Source organism: Pseudomonas sp. LRP2-20 (genome assembly GCF_024349685.1).
Taxonomy (GTDB): Bacteria; Pseudomonadota; Gammaproteobacteria; order Pseudomonadales; family Pseudomonadaceae; genus Aquipseudomonas.
Genome location: NZ_AP025944.1, coordinates 4154647 through 4170899, shown reverse-complemented (window position 1 = coordinate 4170899; position 16253 = coordinate 4154647). Strand labels below are relative to the sequence as shown.

Here is a 16253-nt window from a genome sequence, read left to right as displayed (position 1 = left end):
ATCAACCTTCCCGCAGTACCGCCAGCGGGCTGGCATTCAGTGCTCGCCGTGTTCCCAATACCCCCGCCCCACCCACCAGCAGCGCCCCAACCACGGGCAGCACCAGCAACCACGGATGCGGGCTCCACTGCAGGTCGAACGCATAGCGATACAGCACCAGGGTGATCAGCTCGCACCCCAGTGCCGCCAAGGCCCCGCTGGCCGCCCCCAGCAAACCGAACTCGATGCGCCGGGCCCTGACCAGCAAGGGGCGCGCGGCCCCCAGTGCGCGCAGCAAGGCGCCTTGGCGAATCCGCTCGTCCAGTGTCGCCTGCAGCCCGGCGAACAATACCGCAAGCCCCGCCGCCAGCACGAACAGCAAGACATACTCGACCGCCAGCGTGACCTGAGCAAGGATGCTGCGGAGCTGTTCGAGCAAGGCATCGACCTGCAGGATGGTCACCGCCGGGAACGCCCGCGACAGTGCGACCACGTCCAGGTCATGGCCTGGGGCCAGGTAGAAGCTGGTCAGGTAGGTGGTTGGCAGCCCCTGCAGGGTGCCCGGCTGGAAGATCATGTAGAAGTTCGGCTGGAAGCTGTCCCAGTGCACCCGGCGCAGGCTGCTGACCCGCGCCTGGCGCTGCTCGCCGCCGATGTCGAAGGTCAGCAGGTCGCCCAGTTGCAGCTTGAGGCTGGCAGCCAGCTCGGCCTCGACCGACACGCCGGGGATTTCATTGCCGCCAGGCAGCGCCTGCCACCAGTTGCCCGCGCTTAGCGTATTGCCCTCAGGCAGGTCGGCGGCCCAGGTCAGGCTGAGGTCGCGTTGTACCGCTCGCTCGCCGGCGGAATCCTTGCTGACGACCTGTTGCACCGGTTCATCGTTGATCTGAATCAGCCGGCCTGGCGTCACCGGGTAGAGCGGCGCCGAACTGGCATTCACCTCGCGCAGGCGCTGGGCGAACGGTTCGCGGTCAGCGGGCAGGATGTTCAGGGCAAAGTGGTTGGGCGCGTCCTTGGGCAGTTGTGCCTGCCAGGTGTCGAGCAACTCTGCCCGCAGCAGCGCAACCAAGGCCATGGCCAGCAGGATCAGGCCGAAGGCCAGGGCTTGCCCGGCTGCCGCCATCGGGTGGCGCAGCAACTGGCCAAGGCCCAGGCGCCAGGTCAGCGGTGCGCCAGCGAGTGCCTTGCGCAGGCTTTGCAAGCCGAGCAACAGCAGCCCGCCCAGCAGCAGCGCGGCGATCAGGCCGCCACCGAGCAGGGCGAAGGTCAGCAGCAGGTCAAGGCTCAGGCGCCACATGATCAGGCCCAGGGCGAGCAGGGCGGCGCCATACACCAGCCAGCTGCTCGGTGGCACGGGCAGCAGATCGCGGCGCAGCACGCGCAACGGTGGTACCTGGCCCAGCGCGGCGAGCGGCGGCAAGGCAAAACCGGCCAGGGCCACCAGGCCGGTGGCGATGCCGGCCAGTGCCGGAAGCATGCCCCCGGCTGGCACCACGCTGGGCAGCAGGTCGTGCAGTAGGTGGAACAGGCCCAGTTGCGCGAGCCAGCCGAGCAGGGCGCCGGCCAGGGCGGCGACCAGCCCGAGCATCGCCAGTTGCAGGCAATACAAGCCCAGCGCCTGGTGCCGCGACAGCCCCAGGCAGCGCAGCAAGGCGCTGGCATCCAGGCGGCGCGCGGCGTAGCGGCTGGCCGAGAGCGCCACGGCCACGCCTGCCAGCAGCACTGCGACCAGGCTGGCCATGTTCAGGTAGCGCTCGGCTTTGCCCAGGGCGCCGCCGATCTGCCGGTTGCCATCGCGGGTGTCGAGCAGGCGCTGGCTGGCGGCAAGGTTGTTTTCCACGGCCTTGCGATAGTGCGCGAGGGCTTCGGCATCGCCGCGCCACAAGTCGCGGTAGGAAACCCGGCTGCCTGGCTGGATGACCCCGGTGGCCGGCAGGTCAGCCAGGTTCATCAGCACGCGGGGCGTCAGGCTATAGAAGTTGTTGGCGCGATCGGGTTCATAGGTCAGTACGCGGCTCATGCGCAAGGTTTTCATGCCGACATCGATGCTGTCGCCGACTTCAAGCCCCAGGGCCGCGAGCAGGCGAGGTTCGACCCAGGCCTCCCCGGGGGCCGGGCCGCCTCCTGGGGTTTCTTCGCCATAGGGCGCGGCGGCACTGCGCACCTGGCCGCGCAATGGGTAGGCGCTATCGACCGCCTTGATGCTCGATAGCTGGATGCCAGCATCGCCACCCACCACGCTGGTGAATTCCACCACCTGGGCATGCCGCAGCCCTAGTGCCTGACCGGCGCCGAGCTGCTCGTCACGGGCCGGTGCGCTGCCTTGCAATACCAGGTCGGCACCGAGGAATTCGCTGGCGCGCAGTTGCATCGCGCCATTCAGGCGAGCACCGAAATAGCCGATGGCGGTACTCGCGGCGACCGCCACCAGCAGGGCAAAGAACAGCACGCGCACTTCGCTGGCGCGGATATCGCGCAGCAGCTGGCGCAAGGCCAGGCCGCACAGGCGGGACAGCGGCATGTGCTTCATCAGGCCTCCACCGGCGCCACCAGGCGGCCCGCTTCCAGGCGGATCTGGCGCCGGCAGCGGCGGGCCAGGCGCTCATCATGGGTAACCAGTACCAGGGTGGTTCCGCGTTCCTTGTTCAATTCGAACAGCAGGTCGCTGATGCGCTCGCCGGTGTGGCTGTCGAGGTTGCCGGTGGGTTCGTCGGCAAACAGTACGGCGGGTTGTGCGGCGAAGGCGCGGGCGATGGCGACCCGTTGCTGCTCGCCACCGGAAAGCTGGCGCGGGGTGTGGGCCAGGCGCTTGCCCAGGCCGACCCGCTCAAGCAGGTTGCGGGCCTGCTCGCGGGCGTCGCGCCGACCGTCCAGCTCCAGTGGCAGCATCACGTTCTCCAGGGCGTTGAGGCTGTCGAGCAACTGGAACGACTGAAAGACGAAACCGACATGCTCGGCGCGCACCCTGGCGCGCTGGTCCTCGTCCAGTGGGCCGAGGTCGTGCCCGGCGAGGATGACCTGGCCGGCGCTGGGGCGGTCGAGGCCGGCGAGCAGGCCAAGCAGGGTCGATTTGCCCGAACCCGAGGCGCCGACGATGGCCAGGCTGTCGCCCTGGGCAAGGTCGAGGGAGAGGGCGTGCAGGATGGTCAGATCGCCTTCCGCGCTGGGGACCACTTTGCTAAGGTTCTGAGCAACGAGAATGCTGGGGCCCATGGAGAATCCAATGCGAGTGTGGTGGTTGAGTGCCGGTCTGGCCCTGTATTGCCTGGCCCAGAGCGCGGCGGCGGGAACACTGCTGGTCGTCGGCGATAGTATCAGCGCCGGTGCTGGCCTGGATATCCGCCAGGGTTGGGTCTCTCTGCTGCAGACCCGGCTCAAGGAGGAAGGTTTCGACGATCAGGTGGTCAATGCGTCGATCAGTGGTGACACCAGTGCGGGTGGCCAGGCGCGGCTGCCGGCGCTGCTTGCAGCGCACAAGCCGAGCCTGGTGGTGCTGGAGCTTGGGGGCAACGACGGGCTGCGTGGGCAGCCTCCGCAACAATTGCAACAAAATCTTGCCTCGATGATCGAAAGTGCCCGCAAGGCGGGGGCCAAGGTGGTGCTGCTGGGCATGCGCCTGCCGCCGAACTATGGGGTGCGTTACAACACCGCCTTCGCCAACGTCTATGCACAGCTGGCAACGGAAAAGCAGGTGGCGCTGGTGCCGTTTTTCCTCGAGGGGGTGGGCGGTGTGCCGGGGATGATGCAGGCCGATGGCATCCATCCGGCACAGGTGGCTCAACAACGTTTGCTGGAAAATGCCTGGCCGGCGATAAAACCCTTGCTGTGACGCTTTAAACGGGGGCGGCTTTCGGCTAATGTTGCGCCCCCCGTTTCGAGAGCCCCCGATGCCGCGCCCTGCCTGGTCCTTGTTTGCCTATCAACTGATCGAGCCCGATGAGCAGCTCGACCTGTTCGCCTGCCAGGAAATCCGCGTTCACCTCGTCGCCCGTCAGCTCGAGCTTGGCGTGCCGGTCGATCGCACCTTGTGCGGCGGCCTGCTGCCTGCGCAGCCGCGTTGGTCCGGTGTGCCTCGCAGCATCTACCGTGACGGGCGCCTGTGTGACCTGTGCCGGGCGATTCTCGATGCCCAGCGCCGCGGCATGCGGCCGGTCTGGCCCGAGCTCTGAAGTGAATTACCGGCGCCCATCTGCGCGCACCTTTCATCAACTGAAACGCTTGCAAGGCGCCAATGCCTCCCGCTTGCAGCGAGGCGGGTGTACAATCGTGCTTCTTGACCACCTTTCGAAGGATTTACCGGATGTTGCCGCGCTTTCCCGCCGTCACCCGTTGCCTGTCCCTGGCCGCCCTGCTGGTAGCGGGTCGCGCTGTTGCGCTGGAACTGCCACTGCCACCGCCCGGTGAAGACGTCGTTGGCCAGGTCCAGACCATCAAGGCCAAGTACGAAGACACCTTCGCCGACATCGGCACCGCCAACGACCTCGGCTACCTGGAAATGATCGCCGCCAACCCGGGCGTCGACCCATGGCTGCCGGGCGCTGGCACCGAGATCGTCCTGCCGACCCGTTACATCCTCCCACCGGGGCCGCGAGAAGGCATCGTCATCAACCTGGCCGAGTACCGCATGTACTACTTCCCGAAAGGGCAGAACGTGGTGCATACCTTCCCGCTGGGTATTGGTCGTGAGGGCTGGGGTTCGCCGATTGCCTTGACCAAGATCACCGCGAAGACGCCGAACCCGACCTGGACGCCGCCTGCCTCGATTCGTGCCGAGCACGCCGCGGACGGTGACATCCTGCCGAGCGTTGTACCTGCCGGCCCAGACAACCCGCTGGGGCCGTTCAAGTTCACCCTGGGTGTGCCGGGCTACCTGATCCATGGCTCGAACAAGAAGTTTGGTATCGGTATGCGCACCAGCCATGGTTGTTTCCGCATGCTCAACAACAACGTGCTGGAACTGTCGAAGATGGTCCCGGTAGGAACGCCGGTGCGCATCATCAACGAGCCGTACAAGTTCGGCAGAAGTGGTGGCAAGGTGTATCTGGAGGCGCACACGCCGTTGGACGATCATGGCAACCCATCTGTGGTCGACAAGCACACGGCGGTCATCAATGCCTTGCTCAAGCGTGAAGACCTGGCCAACAACCTGCGCATGAACTGGGACATGGTGCGTGACGTGGTGGCGGCGGAAGACGGTATGCCAGTGGAAATTGCCGTGCCCACCAATAACCAGGGCGCCGCACCAATGGTTACCAGCATTCCGCCCGAACTCCAGTAACGGTTTTGCTGCACCCGGGGGCCCGCACAGGTTAACAACCTGCTGCGGGCCTCTTCGTTTCTGGTGGGGGCTTTCGTCCAGGCAATAAAAAAGCCGACCCACAAGTGGGTCGGCTTCTCAACAATCCGTGAGGATTATTACTTGCGGCTGGCTTTGTCCAGCATACGCAGAGCGCGCTCGTTGGCTTCGTCAGCGGTCTGCTGAGCCTTCTGAGCGGCTGCCAGAGCGTCGTCAGCCTTACGGTAGGCTTCGTCAGCACGGGCTTGAGCGCGAGCTGCTGCGTCTTCAGTCGCAGTCAGACGAGCTTCGGTTTCTTTGGATACGCTGCTGCAACCGGTAGCCAGAACTGCGGCCAGAGCCAGAGCAGAGAATTTCAGAACGTTGTTCATCGTGTTCCCCTTCAAGGACTTTCTATTAAATAGCCATCTCTCGGAAAAGAGAAACTGGCCGGCGTACATAGTACCCATTACTTGTAGTAAGTAAACTGACAGAGCGCAAGAACTGCAAAAAAAATGTTGCTGAGGGTGGCGCCGACAAGATTTGCGGGGTTTTTGTGAAAAAACCGTATAGCGGGCGCAAGCGGTTGTAGTACAGGAACTTTTTTGTTGAACTAACGGTGACTTTAACTGTCCATGAGCGTCTTACGCACAACAACATCCGGTTGCTGTTGCGGGGCGTGCCGGGGCGAGGTCCCGGCGCGGGTTCCTGCTACTTTTTAACGCAGGCCACCTTGAGCAATCCCGCTGGCGGCGCCTACTATTTGGGAGTGCCCGGCCCGGTCGAACGAGTGCTGTTGGCTTAGGGTCCAAGGGGCAAGAGGTGGCGTAGAGGTTCCTCCGCCGGATAAACCACATCGGTTAAGGTAAGGGTCTGCCAGAAAGGCCTGCGAGGAGTAGTGATGAGTGAAGCGCTGACCATCCACCATGACCAGGCCGGTCATCAGTTCGAAACCAACGTGGACGGTCATCGTGCCTACCTGACGTACATGGACCTGGGTAAGCAGACGCTGGATATCTATCGCACCTTCGTGCCCAACGCCCTGCGTGGCCGTGGGATCGCTGCAGCGCTGACCGAGAAGGCCCTGGAGTACGCCGACCAGATGGGTTATACGGTGATCCCTTCCTGCTCGTACGTGGAACGCTACATGGAGCGTCAGCAGCGCCATTCGAGCAAGGTCTGAGGCGGGCGTCTGCACGCCAGATACGAAAACGCCGGGCATTGCCCGGCGTTTTTCATGGCGGCAAGGTTCAGCCGCGCTTGCGCTGTGGCAGCACATCCTTGAGCTTGGCGTGCATGCTGCGCAGGGTCTTCTCGGTGGTTGACCAGTCGATGCAGGCATCGGTGATCGACACGCCGTACTGCAGTTCGTCGAGGTTTTTCGGGATCGACTGGCAGCCCCAGTTCAGGTGGCTTTCGACCATCAGGCCGATGATCGATTGGTTGCCTTCGAGGATCTGGTTGGCGACGTTCTCCATGACCAGTGGCTGCAGGGCCGGGTCCTTGTTGGAGTTGGCGTGGCTGCAGTCAACCATGATGTTGGCCTTGATCTTGGCCTTGGCCAGGTCCTGTTCGCACAGGGCGACACTGACCGAATCGTAGTTCGGCTTGCCGTTGCCACCGCGCAGCACTACGTGGCCATACGGATTGCCCTTGGTGGTGACGATCGACACGCCGCCTTCCTGGTTGATACCGAGGAAACGGTGCGGCTTGGACACCGACTGCAGGGCGTTGATGGCCACGGTCAGGCCGCCATCGGTGCCGTTCTTGAAGCCAACCGCCGAGGACAGGCCCGAGGCCATTTCGCGGTGAGTCTGCGATTCGGTGGTGCGCGCGCCGATGGCCGACCAGCTGATCAGGTCCTGCAGGTACTGCGGGGAGATCGGGTCGAGCGCTTCGGTGGCAGTCGGCAGGCCCATTTCGGCCAGGTCCAGCAGCAGCTGGCGACCGATGTGCAGGCCGTCCTGGATCTTGAACGAGTCATCCAGGTACGGGTCGTTGATCAGGCCTTTCCAGCCAACGGTGGTGCGTGGCTTTTCAAAGTACACGCGCATGACCAGGTACAGCGTATCGGACACTTCCGCGGCCAGCACCTTGAGGCGCTCGGCGTACTCGTGGGCGGCCTTGATGTCATGGATGGAGCAGGGGCCGACCACCACGAACAGGCGATGGTCCTTGCCGTCGAGGATATTGCGCACCACTTCGCGGCCGGCAGTCACGGTCTGCAGGGCCTTGGCGCTGAGGGGGATTTCCTTCTTGAGCTGATCAGGGGTGATCAAGGTCTCGTTGGAAGCAACGTTAAGGTCGTCGATCGGTAAATCAGCCATCGTGTTACTCGTCAGGTCACGGGTGCCGGCCGCCAGCAATCCCCGTGCGGCCCAGCAGCAATAATGTTCGCAGCGGGGAGCCGAACCTTAGCGCGTTACAGGGGGCGCGACAATGGGATTTGGCGCGGGTTGGCACACTTGTGTGTGCCTGGGTGGCCGCGAAGGTGTAAAAAAGCGAATCAACCCACAAGGAGATCTTCATGGCTTCTCGCAATCTACGCATTGGCATCATCGGCAGCGGCGCTATCGGCGGCTTCTACGGGCTGATGCTGGCGCGCGCCGGTTTCGATGTGCATTTCCTGCTGCGCAGCGAATACGACGTGGTGCGCGAACAGGGCCTGAAGCTCGACCATGCCGTGCACGGCGCGTTACAGATGCCGGTCAATGCCTACGCCAGCGCTGCCGATATGCCGCCCTGCGACTGGCTGCTGGTGGGGGCCAAGGCGACCAGCAATGCCGAACTCGCACCGCTGATCGTCCAGGCCGCCGCTGCCGATGCCAAGGTGGTGCTGTTGCAGAATGGGCTCGGCGTGGAGGAACAGTTGAGGGCGACCCTGCCGGGCAACCTGCACCTGCTCGGCGGCCTGTGCTTCATCTGCGTCAATCGCCAGGCCCCAGGGGTGATTCGCCACCAGGCGCTGGGTGCGGTCAACCTCGGCTATCACAGCGGGCCGGCCGCAGATGGCGGTGCGGCGATCGTCGAAGCGGGTGCCGGGTTGTTCCGTGCGGCGGGCATCGACTCCCAGGCCATGGCCAACCTTGGTCAGGCGCGCTGGCAGAAACTGGTGTGGAACGTGCCTTACAACGGCCTTTCGGTGTTGCTGGGTGCCAGTACCACGCCGCTGATGGCCGATGCCGACAGTCGCGCGCTGATCCAGGCGCTGATGGCTGAAGTGGTGCAGGGCGCTGCCGCGTGCGGGCATGAGTTGCCCGCGGGTTACGCCGAGCAGCTGTTTCGCATGACCGAACAGATGCCCGATTACTGGCCGAGCATGTACCACGACCATGCCCAGCAACGCCCGCTGGAGCTGCAGGCGATCTATGCCGAACCCATCGCTCGCGCCCAGGCGGCCGGCTGCAGTCTGCCGCGGATGCACATGCTTTATCAGGCCCTGGCCTTCATCGATCGCGCCAACCGGGCTGGCTGAATCCTCTGCAGGCCGCATCAGTAGTGCGCCGGACGGCAAAGCGTGGGTCCGGCGCACTGCTAAGCTGAAGCTTGCTCTGCCGCAACGGCAGTCGAGGAGGTCGAATGATCCGCTCCATGCTGTACGCCACCGACCTCGGTGTCTACGCCCCTTTTGTCATGCAGCACGCCCTGACCCTGGCTCGCGCCTTCAGCGCAGAGCTCTACGTGATTCACGCGGTGGAGCCCATGGGGCAGTTCGCCGAGTCCCTGCTGCAGAGTTACCTCGATGAGCAGACGCTGGATGAATTGCACAGCGAAGGCGTCAATACGGTGATGGCCAATATCGAGCAGCGGGTGTTGGAAAACTTTCGTGAAGAATTGGGCGAGGACGCTGATCTGGCTCTGATCAAGGCGGTGCGGGTGCGTCAGGGTGATCCGGCGCAGGTCATCCTCGATCAAGCGCAGCGGCTGAGCGTCGACCTGCTCATATTCGGCAGCCACAGTGCGGGTGCCGGAGTGGATGTGCCAATTGGTCGGACGGCGGTGCGCTTGCTGCAACTGTCGCCGGTGCCAGTGTATATGGTGCCGCTCTCGCAGCACCTTGGACGTAGGAAATCGTGAAGCAAGCGGTAGGCTGATTCAGAGGCGCGTGTAACAAAATAGTTCTAGTTTTATTTCGAGAACCACTAATATAGTTATATCTCGTCGCTGCCTGCTGCCGCTGACTTACCGCCGATTCGAGGGAAACCTATGAAGCTTCAACAACTGCGCTACATCTGGGAAGTGGCGCACCATGACCTCAACGTCTCCGCGACGGCGCAAAGCCTGTACACCTCGCAGCCGGGGATCAGCAAGCAGATCCGCCTGCTCGAGGACGAACTGGGTGTTGAAGTCTTTGCCCGCAGCGGCAAGCACCTGACCCGCGTGACCCCGGCCGGTGAGCGCATCATCAACACCGCTGGCGAGATCCTGCGCAAGGTCGAAAGCATCAAGCAGATCGCCCAGGAATTCTCCAACGAGAAAAAGGGTACGCTGTCCATCGCCACCACCCACACCCAGGCCCGCTATGCGCTGCCACCGGTGATCAGCAACTTCATCAAGCAGTACCCGGAAGTGGCGTTGCACATGCATCAGGGCTCACCCATGCAGATCGCGGAAATGGCCGCCGACGGCACCGTCGATTTCGCCATCGCCACCGAGGCGCTGGAGCTGTTCGGCGACCTGATCATGATGCCGTGCTACAAGTGGAACCGCTGCGTGGTGGTGCCGCAAGGTCACCCGCTGACCAAGCTGCCGAAGCTGACCCTGGAAGCGGTCGCCGAATACCCGATCGTCACTTATGTGTTCGGTTTCACCGGCCGTTCGAAGCTGGATGAAGCCTTCAACCACCGTGGCCTGACACCAAAAGTGGTGTTCACCGCCGCTGACGCCGACGTGATCAAGACTTATGTACGCCTGGGTCTGGGCGTGGGCATCGTGGCCAAGATGGCGGTCGACACCAAGCTCGACAGCGACCTGGTGGCCCTGGATGCCAGCGAGCTGTTCGAAGCCAGCATCACCAAGATCGGCTTCCGCCGTGGCACCTTCCTGCGCGGTTTCATGTGCGACTTCATCGAGAAGTTCGCGCCGCACCTGACCCGTGAAGTGATGGCCAAGGCCATCCAGTGCCATAACAAGCAGGAGCTCGAAGAGCTGTTCGAAGGCGTCGAGCTGCCGGTGCACTGAGTGCGCCGGCGCTGATGTGCGGTTAAATAAAAACCGGCCCTTGGGCCGGTTTTTCATGCCTGCGATTCAGGCCTTGCTGATCAGGTTGCCGGCGTGCAGCCCGCATTCCTTCTGGGTCGACTCCTCCCACCACCAGCGGCCTTCGCGTTCGTGCTGGTTTGGCAGCACCGGGCGCGTGCAAGGCTCGCAACCGATGCTGATGAAGCCACGTTCGTGCAGGCTGTTGTACGGCAGCTCGAGCATGCGGATGTAACCCCACACTTCCTCGCTGGTCATCTGCGCCAGCGGGTTGAACTTGTACAGGGTGCGCTCGGGCGTGGAGAAGGCACCGTCGATTTCCAGTGCCGCCACCTGGCTGCGGGTGCCTGGGCTCTGGTCGCGGCGCTGGCCTGTGGCCCAGGCGCTGACGGTGGCGAGCTTGCGCCGCAGCGGTTCGATCTTGCGGATGCCGCAGCATTCGCCGTGGCCGTCCTTGTAGAAGCTGAACAGGCCTTTTTCCTTGACGAACGGGTCGAGCTTGGCGCGATCCGGGCTGAGGATTTCGATCGGCAGGTTGTAATGTTCGCGCACCTGGTCGATGAAACGGTAGGTTTCCGGGTGCAGGCGGCCAGTATCGAGGCTGAACACCTTGACCTGCTTGTTCAGCTTCCAGGCCATGTCGACCAGCACCACATCCTCGGCGCCGCTGAAGGAGATCCACAAGTCATCACCGAAGTGCTCGAAGGCAAGCTTGAGGATGTCCTGCGGGGACTTGTTGGCATAGGTCGCGGCCAGGGCGGCGACGTCGAAGGGTTGGCTCATCAGGCGGTTTCCATCTTGGCTGTGGCGCTGTGCGCTCGTAATGGGGTGATGGTAACAAAAAAATGCCGGGGTAGACGGGCTGATATCGGCATCGCCCGCGAAGCAGGCGACGCCGATCACAAGCCTTGCAAGGTCTCCATCAGCACCCGCACCTTGGCAATCGATTCCTCGTATTCGGCCTGCCAGTTCGAGTCGGCCACCACTGCGCCGCCGCCCCAGCAACTGACCTGGCCATCCTTGACCAGCAGGCTGCGAATGGCGATGGAGCTGTCCATCTCGCCGCGCACGTCCACGTACAGCAAAGATCCGCAGTACAGCGCGCGACGGGCAGGTTCCAGCTCGTCGATGATCTGCATGGCGCGAATCTTCGGTGCGCCGGTGATCGAGCCGCCGGGGAAACTGTCACCAATCAGGTCCAGGGCATCCTTGTCGCGGGCCAGCTTGCCGGTGATGCTACTGACCAGATGATGGACGTTGGGGTAGCTTTCCAGGCTGAACAGCTCCGGCACCTTCACCGAACCGATCTCGCAGGTGCGCCCCAGGTCATTGCGCAGCAGGTCGACGATCATCAGGTTTTCCGAGCGGTCCTTGGGGCTGTGGCGCAGCTCTTCGGCATTGCGGGCGTCTTCGGCCGGGTCGGCCGAGCGCGGGCGGGTGCCCTTGATCGGACGGGTTTCCACCTGGCCCCGGCTGACGCGGATGAAGCGCTCCGGGGAAAAGCTCAACAGCGCGCTGCCGTCAGCCAGTTGCTGGTAGCCGGAAAACGGTGTCGGGCAGGCTTGGCGCAGGGCCTGGTAGGCGTGCCACGGGTCGCCCTGGCAGGGGGCGCGAAAACGCTGGGTAAGGTTGATCTGGTAGCAGTCGCCGGCCTGGATGTAACGCTGCACCTGGTCGAAGGCTGACTTGTACTGTTCTGGCTGCAGGTCGCCGTGCATCGGGGCGAGTAGCTGGAAACTGCCGTGCGTCGAAGTGTCGACAGTCTCGAAAAGTGCCGTCAGCCGTGCCCGCTCTGCCTGCGCCAGGCTTGGGTGGAACACCAATTGACTGGTGCCAAGCTTATGGTCGGTCACCACTGCCCAGGCGTAGAGGCCTAGCTGTGCATCGGGCAACCCCAGGTCGTCGCATGACAGGCTGGGCAGCTGTTCCAGGCGGCGGCCGAAGTCGTAGCTCAGGTAGCCGATCAGGCCGCCTGCGAAGGGCAGCTCGATGCCGGCGGGCAGCTGCGCTTCACCCAGTTGCGCCAGGCTGGCGCGCAGGCGTTCAAGGAAGGCACGGCCGCTCTCGTCGGGCTGGGCCTGCAGGCGTTGCGCGGGCCAGGCGCTGAACAGGTCGAAGCGGCCGCGTTCGGCACCGGGGCGCGCGCTGTCGAGCAGGATCGCGCCGGGGGCCTGGCGCAGGCGGGCGAAATAAGCAGCGGGGTCGGGCTGGTAGGGCAGGGGGTGGAGCGTACAGGTCGGCATCAGTGTGGACGGCGATGTAAAAGCGAGGAGGGCGATTGTAGACCTGTGTAGGAAATGCGCCTAGCTTTGGCGCGACATTAAACTCCCTGTTTTCCCCGGGGCCGCTTTGCGGCCCATTCGCGGGCAAGCCCGCTCCCACAGGTATCGTATTTGCCTCAGGGTCTACGATACCTGTGGGAGCGGGCTTGCCCGCGAATGGGCCGGGACAGGCTTACCGCGGGTGCACGTGCCCGAACAGGTTCTGGGTCACCCGCACGCGCTGCTCGGCGTCTTCGGTGATCCCTTCCTTGGCCAGTGCTTCGATGTGCGCTTCGATGGCATGGGTGCGCTGGGTCAGGCCGGTGTCGTTGGCGATCTGGATGTTCAGGCCGGGGCGGGCGTTGAGTTCGAGAATCAGTGGGCCCTTGTCCTGGTCCAGCACCATGTCCACGCCGATGTAGCCCAGCCCGCACAGCTCGTAGCAGCCGGCGGCCAGCTTCATGAAACCATCCCAGTTCGGCAACTGCACGCCGTCCACCGCGTTGGTGGTGTCCGGGTGCTTGCTGATGATGTTGTTCAGCCAGGTGCCGCGCAGGGTCACGCCGGTGGCCAGGTCCACGCCCACGCCGATGGCGCCCTGGTGCAGGTTGGCCTTGCCGCCGGACTGGCGGGTCGGCAGGCGCAGCATGGCCATTACCGGGTAGCCCATCAGCACGATGATGCGGATGTCCGGCACGCCCTCGTAGCTGATGCTCTTGAAGATCTGGTCTGGGGTCACCCGGTATTCGATCAGCGCGCGGTCGCGGTGGCCGCCGAGCGAGTACAGGCCGGTGAGGATGCTCGACACCTGGTGCTCGATTTCCTCGTGGCTGATGATCTTGCCCGACACCGTACGGTAGCGGTCCTCGAAGCGGTCGGCGATCACCAGGATGCCGTCACCGCCAGCGCCCTGCGCCGGCTTGATGACGAAGTCGTTGCGCCCGCCGATGATCTCGTGAAGCTTTTCGATCTGCTTCTCGGTCTCGATGATGCCGTACATCTCCGGCACATGGATGCCGGCGGCCAGGGCGCGCTCCTTGGTGATGATCTTGTCGTCGACGATCGGGTACAGGTGGCGCTTGTTGTACTTCAACACGTAGTCCGCGTTGCGCCGGTTGATCCCCATGATGCCCCGGGCCTCCAGGGCTTTCCACGTCTTGATCAGGCCAAACATCAGGCGTCAGCCTTCTTCAGGAATGCCTTGAAGCGCACGAGCTCGGTCAGGCGGTAGCCGCGGTAGCGACCCATCGCCAGCATGAAGCCCACCAGGATCAACAGCACGGCCGGGAAGGTGAAGACGAAGTACACCAGCTCCGGCACCATCATCAGCAGGTGCGCCAGGGAGGCGGCGAACAGGGTGCCGATTGCCACTTTCATGGCATGGCCACCGCCGCGCTCTTCCCAGGTGATCGACAGGCGCTCGATGGTCATGGTCAGGATCACCATCGGGAACAGCGCCACCGACAGGCCGCGCTCCAGGCCCAGCTTGTGGCTGAACAGGCTGATGGCGGCGATCAACACCACGACGAAGGTCAGCACCACCGACAGCCGTGGCAGCATCTGCAGCTTCAGGTGTTCCAGGTACGAGCGTAGCGACAGGCCCAGCGCGGTGATCACCGTGAACAGCACGATGCCGAAGCCCAGCTGGGTCTCGCGGAAGGCCAGGGCGATCAGTACCGGGGTGAAGGTACCCAGGGTCTGGATGCCGATCAGGTTGCGCAGGATCAGGATCACCAGCACGCCGATCGGGATCATCACCATGATCATGAAGGTCTGCTGGGTCTGCAATGGCAAGCCGTACAGCGAGTATTCGAGGAAGTCGGCGTCGGTGTTCTCGTCGGTCAGCTTGGCCAGGCGGATGGCGTTCATCTCGCTGTTGTTCATGCTGAAGGTGACGTTGGCCTTCTTGCCGCCATCGACGGTGATCAGGTTGTCGTCACCGGTCCACCACAGCAGGCGATCGGCCGGCAGGCCCTGCTCGCCGGTGTCCGGGTTGAAGTACAGCCAGTCGTTGCCGTTGAAGCTGCGCAGCCACAGTTCAGGCGTTTGCGGGGTGTCGGCCACCAGGCGGATGGTGTGGACCTTTTCCATCGGCACGTGGGCGATCGACAGCAGCAGGTCGATGACCTGGGCCTTTTTCATCGGCGAGGTGTCGCCGGCCAGCAGCAGCTTGACGTTGTCGTCGTTGAGGTTGTTGACCCGCTTGATGGTCTCGCTGACGAAGGTCTCGACGTCGGCAGAGTGCTGGCGGATCGGTGCCATCAGGGCTTCGGCAGCGATCTTTTCCGGGCCGTCGATGGCCAGGCTGTCACGGAAGGTCGGGCCCTTGATGGCGGACTTTTCATTGCTGTAACGCTTGGTCAGGACCAGGCGGTAGTAGAGGGTCTGGTTGCCGGTGACGCGGCGCGCCGACCAGGTCACCTTGCGGTTGCCGTCGACGCGGTTGACGCTCACCCCATAGTTGTTGGAGATGAAGCTCTCGTTGAGGCTGACATAGTCACGGTTCAGCGGCGGCACGAACATCTGGATCTTGACCGGGTCCTTGGAACTGGCGACGAACTCGACCTTGGCGTCGATGTTCCACAGGTCGTCGGTCTCGTCTTCGGTCACCGGGATGCCGAGCACGAAGATCTGATAGGCCGTGACCGCCACGCCGAGCAACACCAGCACGGTGATCAGGACTTTCAGATGGAGGGTAAGAGAGCGCATCGGGATTACTCTGCTTTAGGAGCGTCGGTGGCACAGGCAGGTTTGCCGGCCGCGTATTTAAGGCTTGGGTCGACCAGTGCGTCGAAGTGCTTGAGCGCCTCGGAGCCGATCAGCAGCGGGAACTGGAAGGCGCTGCGGTCGGTGAGGTTGACTTCGATGGTGCGCCGGGCCTGGCCCATGCAGATTTCAAGTTCGATGACCGGGCGGGCGGTGTAGGCCTTGCCGGATTCCGCATCATAGTCGCCGGCGCGGCGCTTGATCTTGCTCACGCGCGCCAGGGGGCGTTCGATGGGGTGCGAATGGGCGGCGTCGATGGCCAGGTAAAAGCGCACCCAGCTTTCGCCGTTGCGCTTGAAACGCTTGATGTCGCGGGCGCTGAGCGACGCGGTCTTGGCCCCGGTGTCGAGCTTGGCGGCCACTTCCAGGTCAAGGTCGCCGAGCCGGGCGTATTCGTTCAGACCGTACACGGTCTTGCCCGCCGCCTGACCAAGGGCCGGCAGCAGGGTGAGGCATAGCAGCAATAATACGGGTGTAAGTCTCATAATCCTGGCGCGGTGCTGAGCTGTGCGGGGTTCGGGGCAAAGGTGACTGGCAACGCCTGCACAAGCTTCCTCGTTCGTCTGTCAACAACATGAATTGATGACAAACACACTATCGGTACTCCGTTGGAGGCGCGGCATTCTATCACGCCGACGTCTTGACGCCAGCGTGCCGCGATCTGACAACGCCATCACTGGCTAAGTTCGTTCTTAGACGATTGTCGACAATATTGATTTTGTCTTTGACTGTGCGCCTCTGATTCGCTAGTTTCTGCTCAAGCGATTAGCAAG

The 16253-nt window shown here is 63.4% G+C and carries 16 protein-coding genes; 7 read left to right on the top strand and 9 right to left on the bottom strand.

Features of this window, described 5'->3' with window-relative positions:
• Position 1: 1 nt before the first annotated feature.
• The gene (locus tag OCX61_RS18670; protein ID WP_261940853.1) at positions 2-2509 is read right to left on the bottom strand and encodes an ABC transporter permease; all 2508 of its coding nucleotides are present in this window, start codon (positions 2507-2509) and stop codon (positions 2-4) included.
• Positions 2509-3192, bottom strand: a complete 684-nt coding sequence (locus tag OCX61_RS18665) for an ABC transporter ATP-binding protein (protein WP_261940852.1) — start codon at positions 3190-3192, stop codon at positions 2509-2511. Before OCX61_RS18665 ends, OCX61_RS18670 begins: the two co-directional genes overlap by 1 nt.
• Positions 3193-3202: 10 nt before the next feature.
• On the opposite strand from OCX61_RS18665, the gene OCX61_RS18660 reads away from it, so the two are divergent.
• From OCX61_RS18660 to OCX61_RS18650, 3 genes are all read left to right on the top strand, one after another.
• Positions 3203-3808 (top strand): arylesterase, encoded by a 606-nt coding sequence (locus OCX61_RS18660; protein ID WP_261940851.1) that lies wholly within the window; start codon positions 3203-3205, stop codon positions 3806-3808.
• Positions 3809-3866: 58 nt separating this feature from the next.
• Complete coding sequence (locus OCX61_RS18655) at positions 3867-4148, top strand: hypothetical protein (protein WP_027919636.1); 282 nt, start codon at positions 3867-3869, stop codon at positions 4146-4148.
• A 131-nt stretch (positions 4149-4279) separates the two neighbouring features.
• Positions 4280-5257 carry a L,D-transpeptidase family protein gene (locus tag OCX61_RS18650; protein WP_261940850.1) on the top strand — a complete coding sequence of 326 codons (978 nt, stop codon included), beginning with the start codon at positions 4280-4282 and terminating at the stop codon, positions 5255-5257.
• A 137-nt stretch (positions 5258-5394) separates the two neighbouring features.
• On the opposite strand, the gene oprI is transcribed toward OCX61_RS18650, so the two are convergent.
• Positions 5395-5646: an outer membrane lipoprotein OprI gene (gene oprI / locus OCX61_RS18645; protein WP_003259780.1), complete on the bottom strand. Its 252-nt coding sequence runs from the start codon at positions 5644-5646 to the stop codon at positions 5395-5397.
• A gap of 509 nt (positions 5647-6155) precedes the next feature.
• On the opposite strand from oprI, the gene OCX61_RS18640 reads away from it, so the two are divergent.
• Positions 6156-6437 carry a GNAT family N-acetyltransferase gene (locus OCX61_RS18640; RefSeq protein WP_023379662.1) on the top strand — a complete coding sequence of 94 codons (282 nt, stop codon included), beginning with the start codon at positions 6156-6158 and terminating at the stop codon, positions 6435-6437.
• A 67-nt stretch (positions 6438-6504) separates the two neighbouring features.
• Here the strand turns inward: OCX61_RS18640 and OCX61_RS18635 are convergent, their stop codons facing one another.
• Positions 6505-7581, bottom strand: coding sequence for a 3-deoxy-7-phosphoheptulonate synthase (locus OCX61_RS18635; RefSeq protein ID WP_261940849.1), 1077 nt, complete (start codon positions 7579-7581; stop codon positions 6505-6507).
• A 200-nt stretch (positions 7582-7781) separates the two neighbouring features.
• Here OCX61_RS18635 and OCX61_RS18630 point away from each other — a divergent pair, with 200 nt between their 5' ends.
• The 3 genes from OCX61_RS18630 (at position 7782) to cysB (ending at position 10435) form a co-directional block, all read left to right on the top strand.
• On the top strand, positions 7782-8729 hold the full coding sequence (locus OCX61_RS18630; RefSeq protein WP_261940848.1) for a putative 2-dehydropantoate 2-reductase: 948 nt from the start codon (positions 7782-7784) through the stop codon (positions 8727-8729).
• A 104-nt stretch (positions 8730-8833) separates the two neighbouring features.
• Positions 8834-9331 (top strand): universal stress protein, encoded by a 498-nt coding sequence (locus OCX61_RS18625; RefSeq protein WP_261940847.1) that lies wholly within the window; start codon positions 8834-8836, stop codon positions 9329-9331.
• Positions 9332-9460: 129 nt separating this feature from the next.
• Positions 9461-10435 carry an HTH-type transcriptional regulator CysB gene (cysB, locus tag OCX61_RS18620; protein ID WP_060507962.1) on the top strand — a complete coding sequence of 325 codons (975 nt, stop codon included), beginning with the start codon at positions 9461-9463 and terminating at the stop codon, positions 10433-10435.
• 66 nt (positions 10436-10501) lie between these two features.
• Here cysB and OCX61_RS18615 read toward each other — a convergent pair whose 3' ends face one another.
• The 5 genes from OCX61_RS18615 to rloA all read right to left on the bottom strand — a co-directional run bounded on the left by OCX61_RS18615 (position 10502) and on the right by rloA (position 15965).
• Positions 10502-11236 carry a phosphoadenylyl-sulfate reductase gene (locus tag OCX61_RS18615; protein WP_261940846.1) on the bottom strand — a complete coding sequence of 245 codons (735 nt, stop codon included), beginning with the start codon at positions 11234-11236 and terminating at the stop codon, positions 10502-10504.
• Positions 11237-11352: 116 nt separating this feature from the next.
• The gene (gene pabB / locus OCX61_RS18610) at positions 11353-12696 is read right to left on the bottom strand and encodes an aminodeoxychorismate synthase component I (RefSeq protein WP_261940845.1); all 1344 of its coding nucleotides are present in this window, start codon (positions 12694-12696) and stop codon (positions 11353-11355) included.
• A gap of 211 nt (positions 12697-12907) precedes the next feature.
• Positions 12908-13888, bottom strand: coding sequence for an alpha-L-glutamate ligase-like protein (locus tag OCX61_RS18605; RefSeq protein ID WP_152956369.1), 981 nt, complete (start codon positions 13886-13888; stop codon positions 12908-12910).
• A complete protein-coding gene (rloB, locus tag OCX61_RS18600; protein ID WP_261940844.1) occupies positions 13888-15423 on the bottom strand; it encodes an osmotic stress tolerance membrane protein RloB in 1536 nt (511 codons plus the stop codon). The genes OCX61_RS18605 and rloB overlap by 1 nt, the downstream gene beginning before the upstream one ends.
• 5 nt (positions 15424-15428) lie before the next feature.
• The gene (gene rloA, locus OCX61_RS18595) at positions 15429-15965 is read right to left on the bottom strand and encodes a retropepsin-like aspartic peptidase RloA (RefSeq protein ID WP_027919647.1); all 537 of its coding nucleotides are present in this window, start codon (positions 15963-15965) and stop codon (positions 15429-15431) included.
• Between the last annotated feature and the right edge of the window lie 288 nt (positions 15966-16253).